General features: G+C 65.3%; 1 protein-coding gene. It reads right to left on the reverse strand.

Going from position 1 to position 378, the window contains the following annotated elements; genetic code table 11:
* Window positions 1-220, reverse strand: a 220-nt coding sequence (locus ACQRC0_RS08830) for a hypothetical protein (protein ID WP_427729339.1), incomplete at its 3' end; no start/stop codon positions are given.
* Window positions 221-378 lie beyond the last annotated feature (158 nt).

Consider the following 378-nt stretch of genomic DNA (forward strand, 5'->3'; position numbering starts at 1 on the left):
CCAGGTAGCAGGCCGAGCGCGCCAGGTCCATCGCCCTCCACAGCCTGGGGGCCCCGCGGTTCGCCATGTCGTAGAAGTCGCAGGCCCTGCCGCATACGGGGCAGCGGCGCTGCTCGCGCTTGTAGGGCCGGACGCTCACGACGATGCGCTCGGCCTCGATGCGCGCGCCCAGGACGACCGTGCGGGCCAGACCGAGGGCGAGAAGTAGTAGACTCTTCATGCGTCACACCTCTTCGGTTGTCTGAATTTGGCTTAGCAATCATAGGCGGATGACGCGGAAACGGCCCCTCCCGGGGCCGTTTCAGTTCCAGATCGTTGTTTTCGCCCGCTGAGCTGGGCCTATGCCGGAATCTCTCCCACAGAAACCACCGAAGAGCC

The organism is Collinsella sp. SGI.033, from assembly GCF_050315135.1.
GTDB lineage: Bacteria > Actinomycetota > Coriobacteriia > Coriobacteriales > Coriobacteriaceae > Collinsella.